This is a genomic window from Pseudomonas sp. 28 E 9 (genome assembly GCF_900004785.1).
GTDB lineage: Bacteria > Pseudomonadota > Gammaproteobacteria > Pseudomonadales > Pseudomonadaceae > Aquipseudomonas > Aquipseudomonas orientalis_A.
Genome location: NZ_CVTK01000052.1, coordinates 126,011 through 144,491, shown reverse-complemented (window position 1 = coordinate 144,491; position 18,481 = coordinate 126,011). Strand labels below are relative to the sequence as shown.

At 62.9% G+C, this 18,481-nt stretch carries 14 protein-coding genes; 4 read left to right on the top strand and 10 right to left on the bottom strand.

Annotated elements, in window-relative coordinates; genetic code table 11:
* Positions 1-19 precede the first annotated feature (19 nt).
* Positions 20-646, bottom strand: coding sequence for a Pr6Pr family membrane protein (locus BFQ00_RS19895; protein ID WP_065934493.1), 627 nt, complete (start codon positions 644-646; stop codon positions 20-22).
* A 4-nt stretch (positions 647-650) separates the two neighbouring features.
* Positions 651-884, bottom strand: coding sequence for a VF530 family protein (locus BFQ00_RS19890; protein WP_065885949.1), 234 nt, complete (start codon positions 882-884; stop codon positions 651-653).
* A 169-nt stretch (positions 885-1,053) separates the two neighbouring features.
* Between BFQ00_RS19890 and BFQ00_RS19885 the strand changes: the two genes are divergently transcribed.
* Positions 1,054-3,072, top strand: a complete 2,019-nt coding sequence (locus BFQ00_RS19885; protein ID WP_065934492.1) for a TonB-dependent receptor — start codon at positions 1,054-1,056, stop codon at positions 3,070-3,072.
* A 454-nt stretch (positions 3,073-3,526) separates the two neighbouring features.
* Positions 3,527-5,944, top strand: coding sequence for a glucose/quinate/shikimate family membrane-bound PQQ-dependent dehydrogenase (locus tag BFQ00_RS19880; protein WP_065934491.1), 2,418 nt, complete (start codon positions 3,527-3,529; stop codon positions 5,942-5,944).
* A gap of 116 nt (positions 5,945-6,060) precedes the next feature.
* Here BFQ00_RS19880 and BFQ00_RS19875 read toward each other — a convergent pair whose 3' ends face one another.
* The 8 genes from BFQ00_RS19875 to BFQ00_RS19840 all read right to left on the bottom strand — a co-directional run bounded on the left by BFQ00_RS19875 (position 6,061) and on the right by BFQ00_RS19840 (position 14,054).
* Positions 6,061-7,236 carry an ABC transporter substrate-binding protein gene (locus BFQ00_RS19875; RefSeq protein WP_065885946.1) on the bottom strand — a complete coding sequence of 392 codons (1,176 nt, stop codon included), beginning with the start codon at positions 7,234-7,236 and terminating at the stop codon, positions 6,061-6,063.
* Positions 7,233-8,207, bottom strand: coding sequence for a CobW family GTP-binding protein (locus BFQ00_RS19870; RefSeq protein WP_065934490.1), 975 nt, complete (start codon positions 8,205-8,207; stop codon positions 7,233-7,235). The genes BFQ00_RS19875 and BFQ00_RS19870 overlap by 4 nt, the downstream gene beginning before the upstream one ends.
* A gap of 235 nt (positions 8,208-8,442) precedes the next feature.
* Complete coding sequence (locus tag BFQ00_RS19865; RefSeq protein ID WP_065934489.1) at positions 8,443-8,745, bottom strand: hypothetical protein; 303 nt, start codon at positions 8,743-8,745, stop codon at positions 8,443-8,445.
* 13 nt (positions 8,746-8,758) lie between these two features.
* Complete coding sequence (locus tag BFQ00_RS19860) at positions 8,759-9,508, bottom strand: SDR family NAD(P)-dependent oxidoreductase (RefSeq protein WP_065934488.1); 750 nt, start codon at positions 9,506-9,508, stop codon at positions 8,759-8,761.
* A 77-nt stretch (positions 9,509-9,585) separates the two neighbouring features.
* A complete protein-coding gene (locus BFQ00_RS19855; protein WP_065934487.1) occupies positions 9,586-10,347 on the bottom strand; it encodes an SDR family NAD(P)-dependent oxidoreductase in 762 nt (253 codons plus the stop codon).
* A gap of 10 nt (positions 10,348-10,357) precedes the next feature.
* Positions 10,358-11,698, bottom strand: a complete 1,341-nt coding sequence (locus BFQ00_RS19850) for an MFS transporter (RefSeq protein ID WP_065934486.1) — start codon at positions 11,696-11,698, stop codon at positions 10,358-10,360.
* A gap of 143 nt (positions 11,699-11,841) precedes the next feature.
* On the bottom strand, positions 11,842-12,720 hold the full coding sequence (locus BFQ00_RS19845; protein ID WP_065894856.1) for a polysaccharide deacetylase family protein: 879 nt from the start codon (positions 12,718-12,720) through the stop codon (positions 11,842-11,844).
* An 11-nt stretch (positions 12,721-12,731) separates the two neighbouring features.
* Positions 12,732-14,054, bottom strand: coding sequence for an amidase (locus tag BFQ00_RS19840; RefSeq protein ID WP_065934485.1), 1,323 nt, complete (start codon positions 14,052-14,054; stop codon positions 12,732-12,734).
* A gap of 334 nt (positions 14,055-14,388) precedes the next feature.
* Here BFQ00_RS19840 and BFQ00_RS19835 point away from each other — a divergent pair, with 334 nt between their 5' ends.
* On the top strand, positions 14,389-15,378 hold the full coding sequence (locus BFQ00_RS19835) for a GntR family transcriptional regulator (protein WP_065934484.1): 990 nt from the start codon (positions 14,389-14,391) through the stop codon (positions 15,376-15,378).
* 158 nt (positions 15,379-15,536) lie between these two features.
* The gene (lon, locus tag BFQ00_RS19830) at positions 15,537-17,954 is read left to right on the top strand and encodes an endopeptidase La (RefSeq protein ID WP_065885938.1); all 2,418 of its coding nucleotides are present in this window, start codon (positions 15,537-15,539) and stop codon (positions 17,952-17,954) included.
* Positions 17,955-18,481: the final 527 nt, after the last annotated feature.

The following is an 18,481-nucleotide window of genomic DNA, read 5'->3' as shown; positions in this document are numbered from 1 at the left end:
CACAGTGGCCGCGCCCGCTTTAAACCGAGGTAGGTTTGAGAAGCTTGTCCAACCCAATCACGGCCAGCGCAATCAGTAGGAACCCCAGCAAAATCCCCCCGGCATTCACGAACACCTGTGGATAACCCAGGCTGTCCACGTCCATGAACGGGTACTGATACTGCCCAAGCAAATGCCCGCGCAGCAGCACATAACCAAAATACACCACGGGGTAAATCACCCACCCGGCGATGTGCTTGAGCTGCAAGGTGCCTTTGGGCACGCAGCGCCACCAGTAGATCAGAAACAGCAGCGGCATCACGTCATGCAGCAATTCATCGGCGATGAACTGAAAGCCTTCGGGGCTCCATAAATGCCGTAGCAGCAGGTTGTAGGCCAGGCTCACCACCACGATGCTGGTGGCAATCGCGCCGCAGATGCCGGGCTTGAGGAAAAACCGTCTGGCGGCGGATTCGCGGGTGACCAGCGCGTAGCTCAGCACCACGACCACCAGCGTATTGGTCAGCACCGTGAAGAAACTGAAAAAGCTGATCAACCCGCCCAGCAGGCTCGCGCCGCTGGACCAGCGCGAATACAAAATCAGGTATTGCTGGATCGCCAGCCCCACCCAACCGGCGAGCGCGGCCGCCGCGACATAACGCTTCATGGGCTCAGTCCAACGGGCGTTTGGTGCGCATCAGCTTGACGTATAACCCTTCGACTTTTTCACGCGCCCAAGGGGTCTTGCGCAGGAAGGTCAGGCTCGACTTGATGCTGGGATCGCTCTTGAAGCAGCGGATATCAATACGCTCGGCCAGGCCGCTCCATTCGTAATGCGCCACCAGCGTGGTGAGGACGTGTTGCAGGGTCACGCCGTGGAGTGGGTCGTTGCTTGTCGCGGTCATGCCGGGCCTTTTGCAGGAGAGGAAACACAGCCGCGCACCTTAGCCGACGGGGCGTAACGGTGGAAGCACTGCATTGAATATAGCCGCTTGGCAAAAGTTCCCCTTCGCAGCCTAAAAAGAGATGTTATATTGTAACATCTCTTATCAAAATCCTGCCAAGGAATGTCCGATGTCCGTCTCCTGTTTCTGGCGTTTGTCCCCGCTCGCCGCCGCCCTGCTGATCTGCTCCGAAGCCCACGCCCTGGAGCTGCAACCGCAAATCATCACCGCCAATCCCCTGGGCAGCGAACAGCTCGCCTCGCCCACCACCGTGCTGGAAGGCGATGAGCTGACCCTGCAGCAAAAAGGCAGCCTTGGCGAGACCCTGAACAAGCAGCCGGGGGTGTCGTCTTCCTACTTTGGTCCGGGCGCCAGCCGGCCGATCATTCGTGGCCAGGACGGTGACCGTATTCGCCTCCTGCGCAATGGCGTGGGTGCGCTGGATGCATCGTCGCTGTCCTATGACCATGCCGTGCCGCTGGACCCGATCAACGTCGAACGCATTGAAATCGTGCGCGGCCCAGCCGCGCTCCTGTACGGCGGCAGCGCCATCGGCGGCGTGGTCAATACCTTCGACAACCGCATCCCCACCGCCGCCATCGAAGGCATCCACGGTGCTGGTGAACTGCGCTACGGCGGCGCCGACACCACCCGCAGCAGCGCGGGCAAGCTGGAGGCCGGCGACGGCACCTTCGCCTTGCACCTGGACGCCAACGCGCGGGAATTCAACGACCTGAAAATCCCGGGCTCTGCCCGTAGCCGCCATGCCCCCGACACCGAGGATGGCCCCGGCAAGAACGGCCGCCTGGGCAACAGCGACGGGCGCCAGGACGGCGGTGCCGCAGGTGGTTCCTACACCTGGGATGACGGCTACGCGGGGCTTTCCTACAGCAACTACGACAGTAACTACGGCTCGCCGGCCGAGCAGGATGTGCGCATCCGCATGCAGCAGGAGCACTACGCCTTCGCGTCCGAGATCCGTAACCTGCAAGGGCCGTTCACCTCGGTGAAACTCGACGCGGGCTATACCGACTACGAACACCGCGAAATCGAAGGTGGCGAAACCGGTACAACCTTCAAGAACAAAGGCTATGAAGCCCGCGTTGAAGCCCGTCACCAGCCTGTCGGCCCATTCGATGGCGTGGTCGGCGCCCAGGTGACCCGCAACGAGTTCTCGGCCCTGGGCGAAGAAGCCTTCGTGCCCCAGACCGACACCAACGCCGGTGCACTGTTTATCCTTGAAGAGATGCAAGCCAGCGAACGCCTGAAGCTCAGCCTCGGCGGGCGCCTGGAACACACCAGCGTCGACCCGGATGCCAAGGGCAACGGGCGCTTCGCCAATGCCGACAAGGCCAGTGACTTCACCGCAGGCAGCCTGTCCTCCGGCGCGGTGTACAGCCTGACGCCGATCTGGTCCCTGGCTGCAACGTTGGGCTACACCGAGCGTGCGCCAACCTTCTACGAGCTGTACGCCAATGGTGCCCACGTCGCCACCGGCACCTACGAATTGGGCGATGCCAGCCTGTCCAAGGAAAAAGCCGTGTCCAGCGACCTGGCCCTGCGCTTCGACAACGGCACCCATAAAGGCAGCTTCGGCGTGTTCTACAGCCGCTTCTCCAATTACATCGGCTTGCTCGGCACTGGCCGTACGTTGAACGACGAAGGTGAAGAGGACGCCGGCGGTATTCCCGAGTACAGCTATTCCGGCGTGCGCGCGCGTTTCGCCGGCTTCGAAGCCCAGGATCACTGGAAACTCGGCGAAGGCGCCTACGGCAAGTTCGCCCTGGAGCTGTCGGGCGACTACACCCGCGCGACCAACCTGGACACGGGCGAAGCCCTGCCGCGCATTGCGCCGCTGCGCTTGAACAGTGGGTTGCTCTGGGAACTGGACCGCTGGCAGGCGCGTATCGACGTGGAACATGCCGCCGGCCAGGGGCGTGTGCCGAGCAATGAAAGCGGCACCGATGGCTATACCACCCTCGGCGCAAGCGCGGGTTACCACTTCAACGTAGGAAGCAGCCAGTGGCTGGCATTCGTCAACGGTGAAAACCTGACTAACCAGACGGTGCGCTATGCCAGCTCGATCCTGCGCGACATCGCGCCGGCACCGGGGCGCAGTGTGCAGTTCGGCATCCGCACCACCTTCTAACCCACACCACAAATCCCCCTGTAGGAGCGAGCTTGCTCGCGAAGACCGTCAACGATAACGCGCGCTTCCTTAACACACGCGGCGCCAGTGGGTTTTTCGCGGGCAAGCTCGCTCCTACAGAGGCTATTCAGGCAGCGACTATCTGTCACTGTTACCAAATCTGAAATGATGCATCTTGCGATTCGCCCTTCCTCAAAAAGCCCCGCCGCATTATCCTTCGCAACAATCTGCAACGCTTCACTTCCTGGCCGACCTCATTTTGCCAAATCTCCCTGTACGTAAAGACAGCGCTGTCCGAAATCAGCCTGCGTCGGGGGGGTGTTACCCGTCTGTGGATAACCCGTTTATCCACAGAAAAAACCAAAAAAACGATGAACCAAGCCCGCGCCCAATCGTCATCTACAGTGAGTGAAGCACGGGGTTACATAATTCCAACGTAACGGAGAAACACACTATGAGCACTGATGGTGCCTCAAGCCCAAGCCGCCTGCTGCCCAGGTTGCTGGGCGTCTTGCTGCTGATCATGGGGCTGGCCTTGCTGGCCGGTGGGGTCAAGCTGAGCATGCTCGGCGGGTCGTGGTACTACCTGCTGGCCGGTATCGGCATCGCCCTGACCGGCGTGTTGCTGCTGTCCAACCGCCGCGCTGCGCTGGGCCTGTATGCACTGGTGCTGTTCGCCAGCACCGTGTGGGCACTCTGGGAAGTGGGCCTGGACTGGTGGCAACTGGTGCCGCGCCTGGCCCTGCTGTTCGCCCTGGGCATCGTCATGTTGCTGCCGTGGTTTCGCCGTCCGTTGCTGCATGGCCAGGCCGCGCCGCTGGGCACCGGTGCGCTGAGCGCAGCCGTGGTGCTGGCGGGCGCTACCGCCCTGGCCAGCCAATTCACCAACCCGGGTGAAATGGTCAAGACCGGCCAACTGAACCGCGACACCGTAGCCGGCATGACCAACACTGCGCCGAGCCAGGCTGACGGTGACTGGAACTCCTATGGCCGCTCGGCCTACGGTGACCGTTACTCGCCACTGACCCAGATCACCCCGGCAAACGCGCACAAGCTGGTGCCGGCCTGGACCTTCCGTACCGGTGACATTCCCGGCGCAGGCGATCCCGGTGAAACCACTGCGGAAAACACCCCGCTGAAAGTCAACGGCATGCTGTACGTGTGCACCCCGCACAGTCAGGTGATTGCCCTGGACCCGGACACCGGCAAGGAAATCTGGCGTTTCGACCCGAAGATCAGCACCCAGGGTGCCGAGAACTTCAAGGGTTGGGCGCACATGACCTGCCGTGGCGTGTCGTATCACGATGACGCCGCCTACGCTTCCGAGCAGAAGCCAACCGGCAAGGCCATTCCGGCCGCCGCACCGACTGCCTGCCCGAAACGCATCTTCGTGCCGACCGCCGACACCCGTCTGATCGCCCTGAACGCCGACACCGGCAAGATGTGCGAAGACTTCGGTAACAAAGGCCAGGTCGACCTGCGCGCCAATATCGGCAGCTTCGCCCCAGGTGGTTACTACTCCACCTCGCCACCGGCCGTGACCAAGAACCTGGTGGTCATCGGCGGTCACGTGACCGACAACGTTTCCACCGACGAACCAAGCGGCGTGATCCGTGCGTTCGACGTGCACACCGGCAAGCTGGTGTGGAACTGGGACAGCGGCAACCCGCACGACACCACCCCGTTGGCCGAAGGCAAGACCTACACCCGCAACTCGCCGAACATGTGGTCCATGTTCGCCGTGGATGAAAAACTCGGCATGCTCTACCTGCCGATGGGCAACCAGATGCCCGACCAGTACGGCGGCGACCGTACCGAAGACTCCGAGAAGTACGCGGCCGGCCTGACCGCCCTGGACATCGCCACCGGCCATGTGAAGTGGACCGTCCAGTTCACCCACCACGACCTGTGGGACATGGACGTGGGCGGCCAGCCGTCGCTGATCGACATCAAGACCGCTGCCGGTGTCAGGCACGCGGTGGTGGCATCGTCCAAGCAAGGCAGCATCTACGTGCTGGACCGCGCCACCGGCTGGCCGATTGTGCCCTTCAATGAAGTCCCGGTGCCGCAGGGCGCCGTCGCGGGCGATCGCACGGCCACTACCCAGCCCAAGTCCGAGCTGAACTTCATGCCACCGCCCCTCAAGGAGCGTGACATGTGGGGCGTCACCCCGTTCGACCAACTGATCTGCCGGATCGACTTCAAGTCGCTGCGCTACGACGGCCCGTTCACCCCGCCGTCGCTGCAAGGCTCGATCGTGTACCCAGGCAACTTCGGCGTGTTCGACTGGGGCGGCATTTCGGTTGACCCGGTGCGCCAGATCGCCTTCGTGAACCCGAGCTACATGGCGTTCAAATCGAAACTGATCCCGGCTGCCGACATTGCCAAGCAAGGCCCGCGCGTCAGCGAGACCCAAGGCGTACAGCCAAACAAAGGCGCGCCGTACGGCGTGATCCTCGAAGCGCTGCTGTCGCCAATGGGCCTGCCGTGCCAGGCACCGGCGTGGGGTTATGTGGCAGCGGTCGACCTGACCACCAACCAGACCATCTGGATGCACAAGAACGGCACCGTGCGTGACAGCTCGCCGATTCCGATCCCGTTGACCATGGGCGTGCCGAGCCTGGGCGGTACGTTCACCACCGCCGGTGGCGTTGCGTTCCTCAGCGGCACCCTGGACCAGTACCTGCGTGCCTATGACGTGAAAAACGGCAAGCAACTGTGGGAAGGCCGCCTGCCTGCAGGCGCGCAAACCACCCCGATGACCTACACCGGCAAGGACGGCAAGCAATACGTGCTGGTCGTGGCCGGCGGTCATGGCTCCCTGGGCACCAAGCAGGGTGACTACGTGATGGCGTTCAAACTGCCGGAATAAGCAAGACTGGCGGTATTAAAAAGGCGGTTACCTTCAACAGGTAACCGCCTTTTCTTTGCGCCGCTGAAGGCTCGTTCCCTCGCTCCGCGTGGGCATGCATCCCGTGACGCGGCGCGTCAGCCTCGCCGGGCCCGCATGAAGTCCCCCCAGCGCCGCACCAGGTAGTTGTGCTCATCCATGACCGAATTCCATACCGCAATATGCCCCATGCGCTGTTCATAGGAGCCGCCGTCGCGCACTTCGCCAATATCGATCAGCGGCAGGCCATCGCTTCCCGGCAGTTGCTCCCGCGCAGGCTTGCCCGCGTACCAGTAATCCCATTCCGCACGGCTCAAGTGATCGCGACTGCGCGCCGGATTACCGATGTAATAGCCCTGCCGAGCCATCACCGCCCCGGGCCAGCCCGACAGCCACCAATTCAAGTAAGCATAGGCCGCATCCAGCACCGCGCCCTGGGCATGGCGCGATAATGACAACCCACCAAACCAGGCCCGATAGCCTTCACGTGGCACCGCCAGACGGTATTTCACCCCGGCGCGGTGCAGGCGCATCAAGGTCGGCGACCACAGGCTCTGGATATCGATGCTGGGGCTGAGCATCAATTGCGCGGCTTCTTCGTCATCGGACCAGAACGCCGCAAAGTGGCCTTCCTTCTGCTTGCGCACCAGGACGTCGGCCAGCAAATCGATCTCTTCGATGCTCATGTTGCCGATGTCCTTGAAGCTGGCCAGCCCTGCCCCCTGCACCGCCAACGCGGCGTCCAGGGCGCCGATGGCGGCGTCGCTTTGCAAGGCCGTGCGCGCACGCCACGCGGGGTCCAACAGCCAGCCCCAGCTTTCATTGCCGTGGCAAAACCCGTCGGGCATACGCTCGGGACGGTAGGCAAAGCTGTCGGCGTTGTGGGTCAGGGGCAGCATGCTGATGCGCTCGGTAACCGTGCTGCCCAGGCTGCCATCGTGCTGCACGAACAACCGCTCGCTGGGCACGCTACCGCTGCCCAGGCGATCATCGGGCGACAGGCGTCCGCGCTTGGGCAGGTCATTGATCTCGTGCCACAACGCGACGCGCCGGGTGTCGATGGGTTGGATCGCCCGGGCCGGCCACACGAAATCGACATTGTGAAACCACTGGTCGTACAGGTCGTAGCTTTCGGGCTGCATCACCGCGATGCGCTGGGCCTGTTCAACGTCGTGCACCTGATACACCAGGCGGATACCCAGTTCCTGCTCGGCCCGCACGCGCAGGCATTCGAGCAAGGTGACCGACGTGCCGAGGACCCTCAACGTGATCATGCTGCGAACCGCCGCGAGAACACATCAAAAGAGCGGCGCAACAGCGCAGGGTCGAGGCCGCGCAGGATAAACACCAGGCGCGATTGCCGGTCGCTGCCCGGCCACGCAGGCAGATGCACCGGCGCATGCAGGCAGTGCTGCACGCCATGAATGACGATGGGGGTGTTACTGGCGTTCACGTTGAGCAGTCCTTTGACACGAAGGATTCGTTCGCCGTGGCATCTTAACAGCATCGACAACCACACCCCGAAACCGACCCAATCCAAAGGCTGGTCGAAGGTCAGGCTGCACACTTGCGCGTCGCCGTGGCTGGCTGTGGTGGTCCGATGCAACTGCCAGCGGCTGACTTCAATGGCGGGTTCGGCGCTGCGCAGGCCTTCGCCAAGCAGCAGTTGGTCGCCGCTGTGAATGGCATGGGTATCGAGGATCGGCGTGCCGGCATTGAGCGCCCGCAAATGTGCGCGCAGTGCCGTGCAGTCGCCCGCCAGATCGGTCTTGCTCACCAACACACGATCCGCCGCCGCCACCTGGGCCAGCCACTCCGGGTGCAGGCGCTCCTGCAGGGCGGCGTGGCTGGCGTCCACCAGGGTAATCACCAGGCCAATATGAAAACGCCCGCGTAGTTGCACGTCGTTATTCAACGTGGCCAGGATCGGCGCCGGGTCGGCCAGGCCGGTGGTTTCCAGGATCACCCGCTTGAATGCCGGGATTTCACCGCGCTCGCGACGTTGCAGCAAGGTCAGCAGCGCCTCCTTCAGCTCGCCACGGATCGAGCAGCACACGCAACCGCTGGGCAGCAGCACCGTGTCGGGCGCGATGTCTTCCACCAGCAGATGGTCGATGCCGACGTCGCCGAATTCGTTGATCAGCAACGCGGTGTCGCCCAGGCTTTCACCCTGCAACAGGCGCTTGAGCAAGGTGGTCTTGCCGCTGCCGAGGAAACCGGTGATGACGTTGAGAGCGATGCTCATTTTTTATACCTCCGCCCCTTGCAGGAGCGAGCTTGCTCGCGATGAACTCATGGACACCGCGCTTATCCAGGATGCACGCGTTATCGTTGACGTTTTTCGCGGGCAAGCCCGCTCCTACAGTGGGTTGCATTCCAAATCTTTGTAGGAGCGAGCTTGCTCGCGATGAACTCAGGGACACCGCGCTTATCCAGGATGCACGCGTTATCGTTGATGTTTTTCGCGGGCAAGCCCGCTCCTACAGTGGGTTGCATTCCAAATGGTCTAGCAGTTTGGGGTCGAGGGGGTCCAGCGGGCGACCGAACATGTCCTGCGCCGCCTGCCACAGTTGATCAAGGCCGCTGGCCAAGGCCTGCTTGCCGGTAGCGCCCAACAACAGATAGGACGCGCCCTGGAAGTCTTCGACCTTGAGCCGGAACACCGCCAGCACCTGGTTGATCGCCGCGATCCGGCGCAGGCGTTCTCGGCGCCTGGGCAGCTCGTCGCCCAGGGGGTCGCTCCAGTGCAGGTCTTCGCCGAGCAATCCGCAGAGTCCGCACATGACTACACCCCGCTCATGGCATAACATCGCCGGAATTCGGGCCCAGGGTCTGGCCGACGAACAGGTTGCCGCCCGGCTCGCTGGCCAGCAGCACCGCCGTCGGCGCCACTTCGTCGGCCAGCCCGAAGCGGCCCAGGGGCAGCTCCCTGGCCTTGGCACGCTTCCAGTCAGCGCTGATACCGCTGACCAATGGCGTCTCGATGGGGCCGGGGGCGATGGCGTTGACCAGTACATTGTCCTTGGCCACTTCCAGTGCCAGGGACTTGGTAAAGCCGATCACCCCGGCCTTGGCGGCGGCGTAATGCGTTAGTTCGGCGCCGCCCTTGATGCCCAGTTGCGAGGCGACATTGATGATCCGCCCCCAACGCTGCGCAACCATGTGCGGCAACGCGCGCTGGCTGGCGACGAAGACGCTGGTGAGGTCGACGCGCAGCATGTCGTTCCACATCTCGATGGACAGGTCGACGCAGCGCGCCTGGGTGAGCATGCCTGCGTTGTTGACCAGGATATCGATACCGCCCAAGTGCTCGACGCAGCAGTCGACACTGGCCTGGGCGCCTTCGACGGTGCCGACGTCAGCCAGGCATTCGAACACCTCGGCACCGAGGTTGCGGCAGGTGATCGCGGTTTCGGCGAGGCTGGCGGCGTTGCGGTCGGCCAGCACCAGGCGTGCGCCTTCAGCGGCGTAGGCGCGGGCGATAGCGGCACCGATGCCGCTGCCGGCGCCGGTGATGACGGCACGGCGGTGGGCGAGTTGGTTCATGTAGACGATCTCCCGAATAAACACAGTTCCAATGTGGGAGGGGGCAAGCCCCCTCCCACATTTTTGATCCAGTACAGTCAGTCAGGCCAGCGTACGGTCAGGCCACCATCAATTACGATGCTCTGCCCGGTCAGGTAACTCGATGCATCACTGGTTAAAAACTGCACCAATGAAGCCACCTCATCCGCGCGCCCTACCCGCCCCAGCGGAATCGCACGCGCTGCTTTCGCCAGGCCCTGCGGCCCCAGCGAGTTCTTAGCATCCAGCGACTGCGGCGTCTCGATCAACCCTGGAATCACCGCATTACAGCGTATGCCCTTTGCCGCCAACTCCACCGCCAGCGAGCGGCACAACCCCGGCACGCCGGCCTTGGCGGCCGCGTAATGCGAATGCTCGTGCCAGCCATACACGCCTCCGGCAATCGACGAAATCGCCACCAACGCGCCGCCTTCGTGCATGTGCCGGGTCGCCGCGCGAAAGGTGCGCATGACCCCCGTCAGGTCGACATTGAGCATCTCGTCCCACAGCGCATCGGTCATCTCCAGCAACGGCGCGCGACGCAGCAACCCGGCGTTGGCCACGGCGTAATCCAGCCGACCAAAATGCTGCACACCCTGCGCGGCCAGGGCATCCACCGAGGCGGTATCGCCCACGTCCAACGGCAACATCAGGCATTCGCCGCCCGCGGCCTGCACCAGACTGACGGTGGCCTGCGGGTCATGGGGGTCCGCCGGGTAGTACCCGCCGACCACCGCCACACCGTGGCGCGCATAGGCCACGGCGAGGGCTTGGCCGATGCCGCTGGCGGCACCGGTAATCAAGGCAACTTTACGGCTCATCATTGACTCCTTACTGAACGGTTTCCGGACGCACATGGCGCGCGGCAAACATCAACAGGCCGGACAAGAAGCACGGCACGGCACCGAACCACAGTGCGGCGGTCTGCCAGTCACTGCCGGCGGACAGCACCTGGGTCGCACCAAAACCTGCGACCACCGCACCGATCGGGCCCATGGCATGGATGATCGCGCCGCCGGTGGCGCGGATGCTGGTAGGGAAACTCTCACTGATAAAGAACAGCGCCGCCGAATACGGCCCGATCAGGAAGAACAGGCCCAGGCTGTACAGCCCGACCACCATCGCCATGTTGCTCGGGCCGAACAGCATCCCGGCGAACGACAGGCCACCGAGCATCCAGCCCAGGCCGATCACATTGCGACGGCCGATCTTGTCGCCCATCCAGCCGTGGCTCAAGTAGCCGCAATATCCCACCAGGTTCGACAGCACGAGGATGATCAGCGAGTTCTCGAACGAGATGTGGTGCACGCTGACGATCACCGAAGTCCCCAGCACGCTGAACACCTGGATCGCCGCCCAGTTGAGCAACAACGCGGCGCCGATCACCAACGTGGCACGGCGAGCCGGCCCACGGAACGCGGCCTTGAGACCGGCCTTGCTGTGCTCGTCATAGTCCACGCCATAGGTCTGCGCTACGTTCTGCGCGTCGCTCACCGCGCCGCTTTTACGCAGCCGGCTGATGCGTTCGTGGATCTGGAACTGCGGGCTTTCCTTGAGCTTGCGCGCCATGATCGCGATCACGACAGCCGGGATCGCCGCAAAAACGAAGCAGCCCTGCCAGCCGATGATCGGCAGCAACAGCGCGGTCAACCCGGCGGCGATCAACGCGCCGACCGGCCAGCCGCCCTGCACCAGGCTGTAGATAAAGCCGCGACGCCTGGTCAACCGCGGATCTTCCGAGGCGCCGTACAGCTCGGTCAAATAGGTGGCGTTGACGGTCTCCTCGGCATAGCCCAGGCCGCCCAGCGAACGGATCAGGATCAACGGCGACTTGCCCCACGCTCCGCCAATCGCCGTCAGCGCCGAGCACAGCGCGGAACCGGCCACGGTGAAAATAATCCCTTTGCGACGCCCCAGCTTGTCCACGATCGGGCCGATGGCCAGGGCGACCACGGCGGTGCCCACCGCCACCCAGGTCGCGATCTCGGCCTGCTCCACTTCACCCCATCCAAAGTGCCGGCCAATCTCCGGTAGCAGGGTGCCGAACAGGATGAAGTCGTACACCGCAAACACCCAGGCGAAAAACGCGATCCAGGTGGCGAAGCGCACCTCCCGGGAAGTCAGCTGCCGGGGTTTCCAGCCAGTCAGGTCAAGCTTGTTGTAGATGGACATAGATCGCGCCTCAAGGGGATTAGTGGACCCTGTAGGAGCGAGCTTGCTCGCGAAAATCGTCAACGATGACGCGGGCATCCTGGATGCACGCGGCGCTCTCCGGTTCTTCGCGAGCAAGCTCGCTCCTACAGGGTGACGCTGGTTCAGGTACGCGGCTGGCGGCGGATGAAGTCATCGGCAATTTCGTCAAAGGTGACGAAGCGCACGCCGGCATGGCTCTGGATGTGTTCGATCAGACGCTCGAGCATCAGCAGCACTTGCGGGCGGCCGGACACGTCGGGGTGGATGGTCATGGTGAACACAGCGTGTTCGTGTTCGCGGTAGACCCAGTCGAACTGGTCGCGCCACATTTCTTCCAGGTGACGCGGGTTGACGAACCCGTGGCTGTTGGGGGCTTTTTTGATGAACATCATCGGCGGCAGGTCGTCGAGGTACCAGTTGGCCGGGATCTCCACCAGGTCGGTTTCTTCGCCGCGCACCAGGGGCTTCATCCAGGTATCGGGGTGCTGGCTGTAGTCGATCCTGGTCCAGGTATCGCCCTTGCGCACGTAGTAGGGGTGAAAGTCGTTGTGCATCAGGCTGTGGTCGTACTTGATGCCTTTTTTCAGCAGCAGTTCGTTGGTGACCTTGCTGAATTCCCACCACGGCGCCACGTAGCCGGTGGGGCGCTTGCCGGTGACCTGGGTGATCAGTTCGATGGACTTGTCGAGAACGATTTCTTCCTGCTCGGCGGTCATCGCGATCGGGTTTTCGTGGCTGTAGCCGTGCACGCCGATCTCGTGGCCGGCGTCGGCCACGGCCTTCATCTGCTCGGGGAAGGTTTCCATCGAGTGACCGGGGATAAACCAGGTGGTGCGCAGGCCGTAGCGTTCGAACAGTTTGAGCAGGCGTGGCGCGCCGATTTCACCGGCGAACAGGCCGCGGGAGATGTCGTCCGGCGAGTCTTCGCCGCCGTAGGAACCGAGCCAGCCGGCGACGGCGTCAACGTCGACGCCGAATGCACAGAGGATGTCTTTAGCCATGGTGTGTCTCCTTAGATAGTCATTACGGATTCGACGGACAACGCCGCGCGCAGCAGGCGTGCGTCTTCTCCCGTCGGGGCGCTGAGCAGCAACCCGGTGGGCAGGCCCTGGGCATCGAGGCCGCTGGGCAGGGTCACGCCTGGCATGTCGAGCAAACTGCCGGGCATGGTCAGGCGCAGGGTGGCGAGGTTGGTTGTGACGAACAGCTCATCGTCGGCTTCAAGCGCCGCCAACGCCGGGGCGACGTGGGCGACGGTCGGGGTGATCAGGACGGCGCCGTCGAGGTCTTCGATCAGTTGCTGTTGCAGGCGGCGGCGCGCCTCGGTCAGGTGGATCAGTTGACTGGCCGGCAGTGAACGCGCGGCTTCCAGGCGGCGGCGCACGCGGGGGTCGAGTTGGTCGGCGTCGGGGCTGTCGAGCAACGCCTGGTGCAGGGCGAAGGCTTCGAAGGCGCCGAGCCAGCCATGGTCTTTGATCAGCTCCAGCGTCGCCTGGAAGGCCGGGCATTCGCGCTCTTCGACCAGCGCGCCGTGGGCCTTGAACTGCTCCACCGCGCGCAGCAGGTTGTTGCGCACGGCGGGTTCGACCTTCTGCTGCGCCAGCACGAAACGCTGGCCCTTGAGGCTGCGGGCGACGTGGGTGTGTCTGCGGCCATGCAGCAAGTCGTCGACGGCCAGGGCATCACGCACGCTGCGGCTTATCGGGCCGAGGCTGTCGAGGCTGTGCGCCAGTGGAAATACGCCGTCGCGGCTGTAGCGCCGACTGCTGCTGCGGTAACCCACCAGGCCGTTGAACGCCGAGGGGACGCGGATGGAACCGGCCGTGTCGGTGCCCATGGCGATGGGCACGATCCCGGCGGCAACGGCCACGGCCGAGCCCGAGGAAGATCCGCCGGGGATGCGCGGTTGATCCGTGCCATGGGGATTGTGCGGCGTGCCGAAATGGGGGTTCAGGCCCAGGCCGGAATAGGCCAGTTCGCTGAGGTTGGTCTTGCCGACGCTGACCATTCCGGCACGACACAGCAGGCCGACGGTGGGTGCATCGAGCAACGCGACGGGCGCATGGCGGCGGTAGGCGGCGCCCGCCGTGGTGATGCTGCCAGCCACATCGAACAGGTCCTTCCATGCCAGCGGCACGCCATCGAACAGGCTCAACGGCTGGCCGGCGCGCCAACGTGCGGCAGAGGCTTGGGCTTCACGACGAGCGCGCTCGGGCGTCAGGCTGATGAATACCGACGGGACCTGGCTGGCTTTGTCGAGTGCCTGTTCGAGGGCTTGCACCGGGTCGCTGCGACCGCTGGCGAAGTCCTCGGCCATTGAAGTGGCGTCTGACATCAGGATGACCCTCATAAACGTACATATTAATAAAATGTACATTTTATAAAGGCAGCTTTCGTGCCAGTCTGTGGTCAACGAATTTTGCGCAGACAGCTGTTTTCGGCCAGAACCGCGAGCTAGAGGGTGTTTGACCAGGTAAAAAATCCGGGCAGGCGGTGACTCAGGCGCCTCAACAAAATAATGTACTTTTTATTAATAAATACATTTTGGTGCAGAAAAGTAACAGGTCTACTTCCGAAGCCCCAAAAACGTGCCGCCGACGTGGCGCAGAGTGACAGGCGCATCTATGAGAGAATCCCCGGTCAACGGTCCCTCCACCTCTGAGAACGCAATGAAAGCAGTGTCCGCCTCGGCCTCCCGTTACGCGATGATTCACAAAGTGATGCGCGACGCGATCGTCAACGGCACCGCCCGCCATGGGCTGGTGTTGCTCGAAGCGCCGCTGGCCGAGTTGTTCGGCACCAGCCGCGTGCCGGTGCGCAAGGCCCTCGACCTGCTGCATGACGAAGGCTTGATCTGCCGCTTCAACGGCCGGGGCTATCTGATCAATCCGCAAGGCCTGGCCATGGAGCCGTTGCGCCTGCCCCTGAGCCATGCCCACCTGGGTCTTAACGGCGAGGACGAGTTGGTGGACACGCGGCCGCTGGGCGAACGCATCGTCGAGGAAATCGGCGCGGCGTTGTCCACCTGCATTGCCTTCGGCCACTACCGCCTGGACGAGCAAGCCGCCGCCGACCACTACGGCGTCAGCCGCGCGGTAGTGCGTGAAGCGCTGATGCGCCTGCGCGACCGTGGCCTGGTGGAAAAAGAGCCCTACTCCCAATGGCTGGCCGGGCCTTTGACTGCGCGGGAAGTCACCGAAGACTACGAACTGCGCGCCTGCCTTGAGCCCGAAGCCCTGCGCCAGAGCGCGCCCAACCTCGATCGCGAGCTGCTTGAAGCCATGCTGCAACGCGTGCTGGACGCCCAGGGCAGGGCGCAGTGCAGCCTGGAGGCCATCGAGCAGATCGAGGAAGACTTGCACCAACGCTGCCTGGCCGGCCTGCAGAATCGCAAGATCGCGGCGCTGATTCGACAGGGGCAGAGCCCGATGATCATCAGTCGGATTTTTTATCGGCTGCTGGGGATTGGCGCCGATCCGGCGATGTTGGCCGAACATCGACTGATTCTGGAGTTGCTGCTGCACGGCGCGGTTGATGCGGCGGCGCTGAATCTGCGTGAGCATTTGCAAAGGGCCAGCCAAAGGATGTTGCAGCGGTTGAAGGTGTTGTCGGTGCTGCCCGAACAACCGCTGCCCGCCTACCTGCACAAAATCAGCTGATCCAACACAGAGCAAATGTGGCGGGGGGCTTTCCCCTCACACACGACTCCAGCGTCGTTCTGAAAATTTCATGCAATATGTTGCTATCTCACCCCCACCATTGAAACCACCACTGCCCTGCCCCATCTAAGCACCATACTTCCTGATCCAGGTGCCCCATGAGCGACCAGCAAGACATCCCTGATTACGACCTGAACGACTACGCCGACCCCGAAAACGCTGAATCCTCGTCCAACACCGGCCTGGCCCTGCCCGGGCAGAACCTGCCGGACAAGGTCTACATCATCCCGATCCACAACCGGCCGTTTTTCCCGGCGCAAGTGCTGCCGGTGATCGTCAACGAAGAGCCCTGGGCCGAAACCCTGGAGCTGGTGAGCAAATCCGACCACCACTCCCTCGCCCTGTTTTTCATGGACACACCGCCCGAAGACCCGCGCCACTTCGACACCTCGGCCCTGCCGCTGTACGGCACGCTGGTCAAGGTGCACCACGCCAGCCGCGAGAACGGCAAACTGCAATTCGTGGCCCAGGGCCTGACCCGCGTGCGCATCAAGACCTGGCTCAAGCATCACCGCCCGCCGTACCTGGTGGAAGTGGAATATCCGCACCAGCCGAGCGAGCCGACCGACGAGGTCAAGGCCTACGGCATGGCGCTGATCAATGCGATCAAGGAACTGCTGCCGCTCAACCCGCTGTACAGCGAAGAGTTGAAGAACTACCTCAACCGCTTCAGCCCCAACGACCCGTCGCCGCTCACCGACTTCGCCGCCGCGCTGACCTCGGCCACCGGTAACGAGTTGCAGGAAGTGCTCGATTGCGTGCCCATGCTCAAGCGCATGGAGAAAGTGCTGCCGATGCTGCGCAAAGAGGTCGAAGTCGCGCGCCTGCAGAAAGAGCTGTCCGCCGAAGTGAACCGCAAGATCGGCGAGCACCAGCGCGAGTTCTTCCTCAAGGAACAGCTCAAGGTCATCCAGCAGGAACTGGGCCTGACCAAGGACGACCGCAGCGCGGATGTCGAACAGTTCGAGCAGCGCCTGGAAGGCAAGGTGCTGCCGGCCCAGGCGAAAAAACGCATCGACGAAGAACTTAACAAACTGTCGATCCTCGAGACCGGCTCGCCGGAATACGCAGTGACGCGCAATTACCTGGACTGGGCCACCTCGGTACCCTGGGGCGTGTATGGCGAAGACAAACTCGACCTGAAACACGCGCGCAAGGTGCTGGACAAGCATCATGCGGGCCTGGACGACATCAAGAGTCGCATCCTCGAATTTCTCGCGGTGGGTGCCTATAAAGGCGAAGTCGCCGGTTCCATCGTGCTGCTGGTGGGCCCGCCGGGCGTGGGCAAGACCAGCGTGGGTAAATCCATCGCCGAATCCCTGGGCCGACCGTTCTACCGCTTCAGTGTCGGCGGGATGCGTGATGAGGCCGAGATCAAGGGCCATCGCCGCACCTACATCGGCGCCCTGCCCGGCAAGCTGGTGCAGGCGCTCAAGGACGTGGAGGTGATGAACCCGGTGATCATGCTCGACGAGATCGACAAGATGGGCCAGAGCTTCCAGGGCGACCCGGCGTCGGCACTGCTCGAAACCCTCGACCCGGAACAGAACGTCGAATTCCTCGACCACTACCTGGACCTGCGCCTGGACCTGTCCAAGGTACTGTTCGTGTGCACCGCCAACACCCTGGACTCGATTCCCGGCCCGCTGCTCGACCGTATGGAAGTGATTCGCCTGTCGGGCTATATCACCGAAGAAAAAGTCGCCATCGCCAAGCGTCACCTGTGGCCCAAGCAACTGGAAAAAGCCGGCGTCTCGAAAAACAGCCTGAGCATCAGCGACGGCGCCCTGCGTGCGTTGATCGACGGCTATGCGCGGGAGGCCGGTGTGCGTCAGTTGGAGAAGCAATTGGGCAAACTGGTGCGCAAGGCGGTGGTCAAGCTGCTGGATGAGCCGAACTCGGTGATCAAGATCGGCAACAAGGACCTGGAAAGCTCCCTGGGCATGCCGGTATTTCGCAATGAACAAGTGCTGTCCGGCACCGGCGTGATTACCGGCCTGGCCTGGACCAGCATGGGCGGCGCTACCCTGCCGATCGAAGCGACGCGCATCCACACGCTCAATCGCGGCTTCAAACTCACCGGGCAGTTGGGTGAAGTGATGAAGGAGTCCGCAGAAATCGCCTACAGCTTCATCAGCTCGAACCTGAAGTCGTTTGGCGGTGACCCGAAGTTCTTCGACGAAGCCTTCGTCCACCTGCACGTGCCGGAAGGTGCCACGCCCAAAGACGGCCCGAGCGCGGGTGTGACCATGGCCAGCGCGTTGCTGTCACTGGCACGCAACCAGCCGCCAAAGAAAGGCGTGGCCATGACCGGCGAACTGACCCTGACCGGGCATGTGCTGCCGATTGGCGGAGTACGCGAGAAAGTCATCGCGGCGCGGCGCCAGAAAATTCACGAGCTGATCCTGCCGGAGCCCAACCGTGGCAGCTTTGAAGAGCTGCCGGAGTACCTGAAGGAAGGCATGACCGTGCACTTTGCCAAGCGCTTTGCGGATGTGGCGAAGGTGCTCTTCTGATAGTTATGCAGTGCCTGAGCTGGCCTCATCGGGGGCAAGCCCCCTCCCACATTTTGACTGCATTCCAAAGGATGTCCTCGGTCAAGTGTGGAAGGGGGCTTGCTCCCGATAAAGCATACTGCAGCGCCCAAACGTAACCACGATGCGAAGCGAGCCGCTCTTGATCTTGATCTGCTTTTGATCCTAGGCGCCCCGTTAAACCACGCTGGCCGAACGCAGGCTTGAATCCGTGGGTAACCCGGCAGGACGCCGGGTTAGCCGCACTGGGCCATGGATGGCCCATTGCGGCGGCCCACGGATTCAAGCCTGCGTTCGGGCACACCGAGCCTAGGCGAGGTGCCGAGTGGTGGGGCAAGAGCGTTTTGCTTACTTTTGCGCTTTTCAAAAGTGAGCCGCTGTAAAAGCGGAACCCATAGCAGCCGTTACCACAGAAACGGATATGTACTCGGTCCAATCCAACATCCTGGTCGGCCCTGAGGCCGCCATCGGGGGCAAGCGCCCTCCCACACTTGAATGTGTTCACAAAT